General features: G+C 63.3%; 7 protein-coding genes. 1 reads left to right on the forward strand and 6 read right to left on the reverse strand.

Annotated elements, in window-relative coordinates:
• Positions 1-1601, reverse strand: a 1601-nt coding sequence (locus PMI29_RS14435; protein ID WP_007998318.1) for an ABC transporter permease, incomplete at its 3' end; no start/stop codon positions are given.
• A gap of 1 nt (position 1602) precedes the next feature.
• The gene (locus PMI29_RS14430) at positions 1603-2271 is read right to left on the reverse strand and encodes an ABC transporter ATP-binding protein (RefSeq protein WP_007998320.1); all 669 of its coding nucleotides are present in this window, start codon (positions 2269-2271) and stop codon (positions 1603-1605) included.
• A 137-nt stretch (positions 2272-2408) separates the two neighbouring features.
• Between PMI29_RS14430 and PMI29_RS14425 the strand changes: the two genes are divergently transcribed.
• Positions 2409-4382, forward strand: a complete 1974-nt coding sequence (locus tag PMI29_RS14425; protein ID WP_007998322.1) for an alkyl/aryl-sulfatase — start codon at positions 2409-2411, stop codon at positions 4380-4382.
• Positions 4383-5061: 679 nt separating this feature from the next.
• Here PMI29_RS14425 and PMI29_RS14420 read toward each other — a convergent pair.
• The 4 genes from PMI29_RS14420 to PMI29_RS14405 all read right to left on the reverse strand — a co-directional run bounded on the left by PMI29_RS14420 (position 5062) and on the right by PMI29_RS14405 (position 10108).
• Positions 5062-6336, reverse strand: coding sequence for an anaerobic sulfatase maturase (locus PMI29_RS14420; protein ID WP_007998324.1), 1275 nt, complete (start codon positions 6334-6336; stop codon positions 5062-5064).
• Positions 6336-7169, reverse strand: a complete 834-nt coding sequence (locus PMI29_RS14415) for an SDR family NAD(P)-dependent oxidoreductase (RefSeq protein ID WP_007998326.1) — start codon at positions 7167-7169, stop codon at positions 6336-6338. Before PMI29_RS14415 ends, PMI29_RS14420 begins: the two co-directional genes overlap by 1 nt.
• A gap of 26 nt (positions 7170-7195) precedes the next feature.
• A complete protein-coding gene (locus PMI29_RS14410) occupies positions 7196-9559 on the reverse strand; it encodes an arylsulfatase (RefSeq protein WP_007998329.1) in 2364 nt (787 codons plus the stop codon).
• A gap of 72 nt (positions 9560-9631) precedes the next feature.
• Entirely contained in the window at positions 9632-10108 is a 477-nt protein-coding gene (locus PMI29_RS14405) for a 2,4'-dihydroxyacetophenone dioxygenase family protein (protein ID WP_007998330.1), read from the reverse strand.
• Positions 10109-10364 lie beyond the last annotated feature (256 nt).

Consider the following 10364-nt stretch of genomic DNA (forward strand, 5'->3'; position numbering starts at 1 on the left):
ACCTGCCAGTTGGGCAGCACCGCCGCCAGTTGCGGCTGCTGGTTGAGCCAGCCGTGCAGCTCCCGGGCCTGGGCCGGGTTTTGTGGATTGAGGTAAAGCTCGGCCGTCAGCCGTTGCTCGAGCCAGTCGCTGAAGGTTTGGCGAAACCCTGCGGTCATGCTGCCGGCACCGATGTTCGCCGCCATGGCCAGCAGCAGCGCCATCAACGCCAGGCTCAGGGCCGGCAGTTGCTGGCGGCAATCGGCGACAAACCATTGGCCAAGCACCGAGCGACTGTGATGCGAGCCGAGACTGAGCAGCGCGCTGAGCACCACCGGCAGTGCCAGTGCGGCGCCGATCAACAGCGCCGCCATCAACACGAAGCCACTGACCAGGCTGTCGCCAAAGATCAACGCCAGCAGCGCTATCACCCCGGCCATTGCCGCCACCCCACCCTGGCGCCGCAACCAGCGGGCATGGGCCTGATGCCAGGCCTGCGGGTCAGCCAGTGCCAGCAAGGGCAAGCGCGCCGCCCGCAGCAGACTGTTGGCCCCGGCCAGCAACGCGCCGATCAGACTCAGGCCGATACCACTGAACCACCATGTCAGGCTGAGGCTCAACTGCCCCGCCACTTCGGCGCCATACAAGCCACGCAGGCTGGCGGCGACATCCGGCAACAGCACGCTGGCCAGCAGGTAGCCGCTGACCACCCCGGCCACACCGCCGATCAGGGCCAATCCGCCCAATTCGACGGCGAGACAAGCCACCAGCATCCGCGCGCTCACACCGCAGGCACGCAGGGTCCGAAGCAAGCCGCGCCGTTGCTCCAGTGCCAGCCCGATGGCGGCGTTCACGATAAACAGACCCACCACGAACGACAGCACCCCCAGGGCATCGAGGTTCAGGTGAAAGCTCTCAGTCAGGCGCGTCAGGTTGTTTTCTTCGCCGGCGCTCTTGAGTTGCAGCTGCCCCTTGAACGGCTCCGGCAGCGTCGCGGTGAAATCCTTCGGCAACAGCAGTCGCGACAGTTGCTCCGGCAGCCCCAGAATCTGCTGGGCAAAACCGATGTCCACCAGCAGCACGCCGGGCGCCATGTCGGCCTGCACATGCAGCGGCGGCAGTGCCGCGCCAGCCAGGTTCATTGGCCGGTCACCTTCGCGCAAACTCAGTACCTGCAACGTCTGCGAAGATATCCAGGTACTGCCTGGCGGACTGAAAAAACCGACCACCTGTTCAATCGCCAAGGCCTGCCCGGCCACTGCCGCGCCCGCCGGTAGCGACACCGGCTCGATGCCCATCAACTGCAAGCGCTGCTCTTCGTGCCCCTTGAGCGTGACCCGCCCTTGCAGCACCGGTGACACGGGCCACCCCGCGCGGCGCAGATCGATAAACCATTGCTGGGGGAACGTACCACCACCGGGCGCACCAAGGCTGGCCTGGGGTTCGCCGCCGATCAATTGACTGGCGCGGGCATAACTGTCGCGTGCCTGGCTGTTGAGTGCCTGGACCCCGGTCAGCAGACCGGTGGCCAGCCACAGCCCGGTCAGCACACTGAAAAACTGCACCGGGTGCTGCCGCCAATGGCTGAGCAGCGCGCGCAGGGTTTCGCCAAAGATGCGCATGTCAGCGCTCGCCCACACCGGCCAGGCGACCACCGCACAGCAGCGCTTTTTCCGCCAGCCGTGCGGCCACGCCGGGACTGTGGGTGACCATCAACAGGCTGGTGGGGCTGTCGTCGAGCAATTCCAGCAGCAACTGCAACACCTCGGCGCCAGTGGTTTCATCGAGGCTGCCGGTGGGCTCGTCGGCCAGCAGCAATGGCGGGCGCGATGCCAACGCCCGACCCAGCGCAACCCGTTGCTGCTGGCCGCCGGACAGTTGCTCCGGGTAACGCCGCAGCAGCTCACCCAAGCCCAGGCGCCGCACCAAATGCGCCTGCCAGCGTGGGTCATGGCGCCCCGCCAGGCGTGCCTGAATCGCCAGATTGTCTTCGACTCGCAGGCTGCCGATCAGGTTGAACTGCTGGAACACCAGGCCGATTTCCGTACGACGCCAGTTTGCCAGCTGCCCTTCATTCATCCGTTCCAGGCAATGCTCGCCACTGCGGATGCTTCCGCGATCGACCTTGTCCAGCCCGGCGATCAGGTGCAGCAAGGTGCTTTTGCCACTGCCCGATTCGCCCATCAGCGCCAGACTGCTGCCGGGCTTTAGCGTCAGGTCGACGCCTTGCAGCACCGGCAGCGGCCCCTGCGGTGTGGCGTAGCTTTTGAAAACGCCATGGACTTCAAGCATGGGTCAACCTGCTGGATATGCGTGGCTCAAGGATAGCGGCCCTGAATGTTTTTTGTCCGCTGCTGATGATCGCCCTGCCCGAGCCCCGCCCTACCCTCGAAGCTGGTCTAACCATAACGATAAAAAACGGAGACGCCATGCCTCGTTTCACCTTGAGCCCTCGTGGGCTGCTCGCTTGCCTGATCACTGCCTGCCTTGCGCAATCGGTGGTCGCCGCCGACGGACCGCTCGCGGCCAGCCCGCAAACCACGGCCAGCAACGCCGCCGTGCTGCAACAACTGCCCTTCACCGACCGCACCGACTACGAGTCGGTCACAAAGGGTTTGATCGCGCCGTTCAAGGGCCAGGTCAAGGACGCCTCGGGCAAGGTCATCTGGGATATCCAGGCCTATGACTTCCTCGCCAAAGACCAGGCCCCGGAGTCGGTCAACCCGAGCCTCTGGCGCCTGGCCCAACTCAGCGCCCATGCCGGTCTGTTCGAAGTCAGCCCACGGCTGTATCAGGTGCGCGGCCTTGACCTGGCGAACATGACTATCATCGAAGGCGACGACGGGCTGATCATCATCGACCCGTTGACCATGGCCGAAACCGCCAAGGCGGCACTGGACCTGTACTACCAGAACCGTCCGCACAAACCGGTGGTGGCGGTGATCTACAGCCACACCCACGTCGACCACTTCGGTGGCGTGCGCGGGGTCATCGACGAGGCCGACGTCAAGGCCGGCAAGGTCAAGGTGTTCGCCCCCGCCGGGTTCATGGAGCACGTGATGAGCGAGAACGTCTACGCCGGCAACGCCATGAGTCGCCGCGCGCAGTTCCAGTTCGGCAGCCTGCTGCCCCGTGGCGAAAAAGGCCAGGTCGATGCCGGCCTGGGCAAGAGCACGCCGAGTGGCGGCACCGTCACCCTGATCCCGCCCACCGACCTGATCGACAAGGCACTGGAAACCCGCACCATCGCCGGCCTCGACGTGGAATTCCAGTTGACCCCCGGCACCGAGGCGCCGGCGGAAATGAACCTGTACCTGCCGCAATTACGTGCCTTGTGCATGGCGGAAAACGCCACGCAAATGATGCATAACATCCTCACCCCGCGCGGCGCGCAAGTGCGGGACGCCAAGGCCTGGGCCGAGTACCTGGACGGCAGCCTGGCGCGGTACGGCGACAAGAGCGACGTGCTGTTCGCCCAGCACAACTGGCCGACCTGGGGCGGCGAACGCATCCGCACGTTCCTCGCCGACCAGCGCGACATGTACGCCTTCCTCAATGACCGCACCCTGCACCTGCTGAACCAGGGCCTGACGCCGCTGGAAATCGCCGACTCGATCAAGAAGCTGCCCGGCCACCTGGACCAGAAGTGGTACACCCGTGGCTACTACGGCTCACTGAGTTTCAACACCCGTGCGGTGTATCAGCGCTACATGGGTTTCTATGACGGCAACCCGGCCAACCTCAATCCGCTGCCGCCAGTGGAAACGGCGAAGCACACGGTCGAAGCCATGGGCGGCGAAGCGGCAGTACTGGGGAAAATGCAGGCGGCAATGGCCAAGGGTGAATACCGCTGGGCCGCGCAACTGGGCAATCAGTTGCTGTTCGCCAACCCGGACAACGCCGATGCCCGCAAAGCCCAGGCCGAGGCGCTGGAGCAACTGGGTTATCAAAGCGAAAACGCCACCTGGCGCAATATGTACCTGACCGGTGCCATGGAACTGCGCACTGGCGTGCCACCCCATGCCGGTACTTCGGTGTCGGTGGACATGGTGCGGGCGATGAGCCCGCAGATGTTCTTCGACTTCCTGGCGGTGCGTCTGGACAGCGAAAAAGCCGTAGGCCATGACCTGACCCTGAACTGGACTTTCGATGACCTGAACAAGGACTTCAACCTGACCCTGCGCAATGGTGTGCTGACCCACCGCGCCGGCCTCAACGCCCAGGCGGATGCCAGCGTGAGCATGAGCAAGGCCACCCTGGAACAGATCAGCCTCAAGCAACTGGATATCCCGACGGCGATCCAGAAAGGCCTGATCAAGTTGCAAGGCAATGGCAAGAAGTTTGGGGAGCTGATGACCAGCCTCGATACCTTTGCGCCGCAGTTCAATATCGTTACCCCGTGAAACCGCTTTCGCGAGCAGGCTCCCACACTGGCTCTGTGTCGTTCACACATGCTGTGAACAGCACTGATCCCTGTGGGAGCGAGCTTGCTCGCGATGGAGGTCAACGATGATGCGGGGAGCCTGACACCCCGCGGTGCTCTCAGTTTTTTCGTCGGAACGCCGCCCGGAGCAAGCTCGCTCCTACAGAGCCCGCCGCCATCGGCCATCCATGCCGGGTTGCCCACTGCGCAGAATCGGAACGAAGCCTCTCGAGGGGGCAAGAAGATCAAAAGCCAAAGCCAAAGCCAAAGCCAAAGCCAAAACGAGGCGGCCTGATAGCCGACCTGATTGCGGGGCCTGTCTGCGATCCCAATGTAGGAGCGAGCCTGCTCGCGAAGGCGATTTAACGGTTGAGGTGATTTCGCGGGCGCCCCTGATCCCCTGTGGGAGCGGGCTTGCCCGCGAAGGCGGCCCGCCAGTCGACCTGATTTTGGCGGATGTACCAGGCCCCTGTGGGAGCTGGCTTGCCTGCGAAGGTTGAGTGTCAGGCGATGTAAATTTTGAGGGTGTACATATCCATTCCTGCGGTAACCGCCGGTGGCTATTACCGTAGAAATGGATATGTACTCAGTCAATAATTCCCGGGTCGCCTGTCAGGTCGCCTTCGCGGGCAAGCCCGCTCCCACACAACACCAACCCATTATCGCGCGGGCTTGAGCGGCACGATCAGCGGCCCGTCGAAGGCCTGCATGATCAGCGAAGCAGGCTGGCCATGGCTGATCAGCTGGGCCATGGCGTTCATATAGGGCGTCAGGTGGCGGAAGTATTTCTTGTAGGCGGGGCACAGGTAGTTCAGTCCGGGCTCGCCGTTGGGCGCGGTCATGAACCGGTTTTTCGGACATTCGCCGTGGCAGGCGAAGCGGTAGTCGCATTGCCGGCACATGGTCGGCAACGTGGTTTCCTTGGCCGCGCCGAAAGCCTGCTGGGCCGGGGAGGCGAGCAGGGTGGCCGGGTCATCTTCATTGAGATTGCCCAACCGATATTCCGGGTACATGAAGTGGTCGCAGGAATAGACGTTGCCGTCATGTTCTACGATCGCTGCCTTGCCGCAGCGCGGGCTGAACAGGCAGACCGAAGGCGCCAGCTGACACCAGGCCGCCAGCGCCCATTCGAAGTTCATCACATGGATGTCGCCGACGTCATGGCGTACCCATTCGTTGAAGATGGCGATGAGAAAATCGCCATAGCGCTCGGGTTCGACACTCTGCGCCGTGACCACCCCGGGTTCGTCCACGGCATGCAGGCGCAGCTCCGGTGGTGTGGCGAAGCTCAAGCCCTGGTTGACATCCGCTGCGCCCGGAAGGCGTTCGACCACCGGGTTGAACTGGATATACCGCACGCCCTGGGCCTTGAGAAAACCATAGATTTCCAGCGGGTGGTTCGCCACGTCGCGGGCCACGGTGACCAGCACGTTGAACTGCACCCCGTGTTTCTTCATCAGGTTCAGGCCAGCCATGACCGCATCGAAACTGGAGCGGCCACGCTTGTCCGGCCGGTAAAGGTCGTGGACCTCACGCGGCCCGTCGAGGCTCAGGCCGACCATGAATCCCTCGCGGGCGAGAAAGGCACACCACTCGTCATCGAGCAGGGTGCCGTTGGTTTGCAGGGTATTGCGGATGACCTTGCCAGCGCCAAACTCGCGCTGGCAGGTCACCGCCCGCTGGAAAAAATCCAGGCCCAGCAAGGTCGGCTCGCCGCCTTGCCAGGTGAACTCCACTTCGGGGCTGGGTTGCGCGGCGATGTAACCCTGGATGTACGCGCGTAACACCTCGTCGGACATGCGAAAGCGTTCTCTGGGCGGGTACAACTGCTCCTTTTCCAGGTAGAAGCAGTAGCTGCAATCGAGGTTGCAGATAGGGCCGACCGGCTTGGCCATCAAGTGCAACCCTTGCACGACAGGAGAAGCGCTCGCCATCAGAGAAACCCGACCTTGCGCGCATCGTTCAGCACGAAGCGGCGCAACATGCCCAGGGACAGCCGACGGAGGTGGAACAGTACCTTCGCAAAGGGGCCGACCAGCAACAGGTCCTGGCTCTTTTGCACGGCGCGGACCATGCCTTCGGCGACCACCTCAGGCCCGCAGCCCTTGGTCTGATAGTACTTATGCAGTCGCGTGAGCTGGGCTTCGTCGACCGAGGGAGAGACGTTGTTGCGGGCATGGGTGATCGGCGTATTGATGATGCCTGGACAGACCGTGGTCACGCAGATATCGCTGTCGGCCAGCTCCATTTTCAGTACTTCGTTGAACCCGAACACCGCATGCTTGGAGGCGGCATAAGCCGCCATCGTCGGCGACGGATACAGACCGGCCGCCGATGCCACGTTGAGCACATGGCGCGGCCCGCCGGCCTTGAGCATCTGCGGGATGAAGTGATAGCAGCCATGCACCACCCCCATCACGTTGATGTCCAGCACCCGCTGCCAGTGGGCCAGGTCGCTTTGCAGGAACTGGCCCAGGTAACCGATGCCGGCGTTGTTGATCAGCACGTCGAGCGCCCCGAGCGAGGCATGGAGCTTCTCGGCCAGTTCCCGCACGGCTTCGCTGCTGGAGACATCGAGCTGATGGATGGTGCAGCGGGAACCGAGGGCTTCGACGTCCATTTGCACCTGCCTGAGCGCAACGAGATTGATGTCGGTGGCAATGATCAGGGCGCCACGGCGGGCGAATGCCAGCGCCGCTGCGCGACCGATGCCGGAAGCGGCGCCAGTGATCAGGACTTTCTTGTTTTTAAGTTCGGTAGTGGCCATGGGAGTCTCCTGGGCAGGGCAAGGGTTCAGGGCAAGTAAGCGACATGCACGTCGTCGACCTTGCCGTTGAAAGCGAACGGCGCGCGGTCGAAGTAATCCAGGGCAACCGGCGAGCCGAGGTCCTGGGCCACGTCAAAGGTTTCGCTGGCGGTGAAGGTGAACGCCGGGGTGAACGGCGTCACGCCGCTGGCGACTTCTTGCCCCCCCAGACGCAGGCTGAGGTTGGCCGGCGCGCCCAGTTTGGTCGTACTCATCCGGGTCAGTACTTCGATGTTGGCTTTACCGGCCGGCACGCGTTCGGTCGAGCGCAGCTTGACCCGGGCAATGGCCAGGGCGTTGTACTCGTAGACCAGAAAACCATCGTCCAGGTACAGGCTGACACCGCCACCGATCCCGCCCATTGCATACAGCACGCCACTGGCATTGGCCGGCACTTGGGCAGTCACCAGTACCCGGTTGTTGCGGTTGCGCAGGTTGGGTGCGGTGAACTCCGGGAAGCGCTGGGTGCGATCGCTGAAACTCCATTCATGTTTGTCGGTACCCGGGCGTACATCCGGGTTCATGAAGGGAAACAGACCGGCGCCGATCGGGTAGACGTGGTTGGCCTTGGCCTGGGTATCGAACTCGGCCTTCAGCTCAGCGAGTTTTTCCGGGTGGCTGGCCGCCACGTCCGTAGCTTGTGAATAGTCGTTACGAAGGTCATACAGCGCCCACTGGTCGTTGTCCGGGTTCCAGCCCATGAACTGGGCAAAACCTTGCACCCAGGGTTTGCGCGGGCCGAATACCGAGGCGATCCAGCCGTCCTTGTAGATGCCACGGCTGCCGAGCACTTCGAAGTACTGCGGGGGCTTGCGCGACTTCGCATCGGCATCGGCAAAGGTGTAGCGCAGGCTGACACCGTCCATCGGGTCCTGCTCGATACCGTTGACCACCTTGGGGGCGCTGATATCGAGGAGGTCGTAGACGGTCGGGACAATGTCGTTGACGTGGTGAAACTGCCCGCGGACCTTGGCATCGGCCTTGATCTGTTTGGGCCAGGAGACCGCCATCGGCGTGCGCGTGCCGCCGAAGTAGCCCGCCACCAGTTTGGTCCCGATAAAGGGCCCTGAACCCGCCCAGGCCCAGGCGGCGTTGTACATGCTCTCGAGTTTCGGGCCGCCGAGGGCCGACAGGCCGCCGTAGCTGCCATTGAGCACCTTGAGCTGCTGCTCCTTGGGCACCGGAATGCCGTTCTGCGCCAGCAGTTCGTTGATGGTGCCTTCCATGCCTTCGGCCGAGGCCCCGTTGTCACCCAGGACGTAGAAGATCAGGGTGTTGTCGCGTTTACCTTCGAGTTCCAGCTCGTCGAGGATCTTCCCGGCCTGGGTATCGGCATGCTCGAGGAAGCCTGCGTAAACCTCCATCAAGCGCGCCTGGTATTGCTTTTGCCCGGCGTCGAGGCTGTCCCAGGCCGGCAGTTCGGCGGGGCGCGGGGTCAGCTTGGCATCCTTGGGAATGAAGCCCATGGCTTTCTGGCGGGCGAAGGTCTGCTCGCGATACGCATCCCAGCCACCGTCGAACTTGCCCTTGTATTTGTCGGCCCATTGGGCGTTGACCTGGTGCGGGCCGTGCACGGCACCCGGAGCCCAGTACATGAAAAAGGGTTTGTCCGGGGCGTAAGTCTTGTGGTCCTGCAGCCAGTTCACCGCGCGGTTGGCCAGGTCTTCGCTGAGGTGGTACTTGGGGTCGCGAGGCGGTTCGATCGGTGTGGTGTTGCGGTACAGGCGCGGCTCGTACTGGGAGGTTTCCCCGGCCATGAAGCCATAGAAGTGTTCAAAGCCATAGCCGGTCGGCCAGCTGTCGAAAGGTCCGGCGGCGGTGGTTTCCGAGGTTGGCGTGTTGTGCCATTTGCCGAAGGCAGCGGTGCTGTAGCCGTATTGCTTGAGCACTTCGGCCATGGTCGCCGAACTCTTGGGAATCTTGCCAGTGTAGCCATCCCAATCCGTGGCCAGCTCGGCGATCACGCCATTGCCGACCCTGTGGTGATTGCGTCCGGTCAACAGGGCGGCGCGGGTGGCCGAGCTGATGGCGGTGGTATGGAAGGCGTTGTAGCGCACGCCGCTGTCGGCCACCCGGCTCAGGGTCGGGGTGTGGATGGCGCCGCCAACGGTGTCGGCCTGGGCGAAGCCGGCGTCATCGAGCATGATCACCAGGATATTCGGGGCATCGGCCGGTACGTGGGACTGGGCCTGGCGTTTCTGATGATGGGAATCCTGCAAGGTCGGCCCGGCGGTACTGGCCGAAGGCGTCGGCGTGAAGGGCAGGGTGTCCTGGGCGCAGGCGACGGAGCTCGCCAGCAGCATGCTCACCTTCAGCGTGAAATACCCGGCGCGCGGAAGCTTATGAATCATGGAGACTCCTGTTCTTGTTGTTGGCGGAGTGAGTGGGGCGCCCCCCCCTCGGGGAGGGGCGCCGGGCGTCGGTCAGACCGAGAAACTGGTGATGTCCTTGGGCTGGATATCGTTGGCCTCGCAGTAGGCCAGGTAGCGCTGCACGCTGGTCTTCCAGTTCTCGATGGCGACGATGTTGTCGTTTTCGTCCATGTACATGAGATCGCCCAGGGTGACGTTGAACGTGATCACCTCGTCGCCGTGCTCGGGCAGGCCGATGGGCGTATGGCTGGTGGCGGCCGTCTCGAACACCACGCCACCTTCGGTGGAGATCCAGTCGTGCTCGAGGTACTTCCAGCCACCCTTGATGGTGTAGACGATCACGGTGCCGGAGTGGTGGTGCTTGGGCAGGGTCATGCTGGCGGGTGCCTTGAGCAGGGTAATGACCTCGCCGCGCACCGGATCGCATTTGATGTACTTGATGAACACCTCGTCGTTGTAAGGCGCGAAAGGCACCCAGGGCAGGTCGTCGGCGTTGATGGCGGCGGTATCGATGCTTTCGTACAGCATGGTGGTGCTCCTCGGATGGGCCGTTGGCGGCAGGTGGATGTTCTGGGTGGCATCGTGCGGGAGCGGGCAGAAATTACCCCCCCGGCGACGAGGGGGGTGGGCGATGCGCATGGTGTTGAATCAGTGCATTTGCGTGAGGGCTTGCGCCGAACGGGTGCTGCTCAGGTAGCGCCAGAACAGCAGGGCAAAGACGATGTCGCTCGCCGCCAATGTCGGCAGCGGCCAGGGAATGGTACCCGCCAGCCAGTGGCTGGGG

It is taken from the genome of Pseudomonas sp. GM49 (genome assembly GCF_000282355.1).
GTDB lineage: Bacteria > Pseudomonadota > Gammaproteobacteria > Pseudomonadales > Pseudomonadaceae > Aquipseudomonas.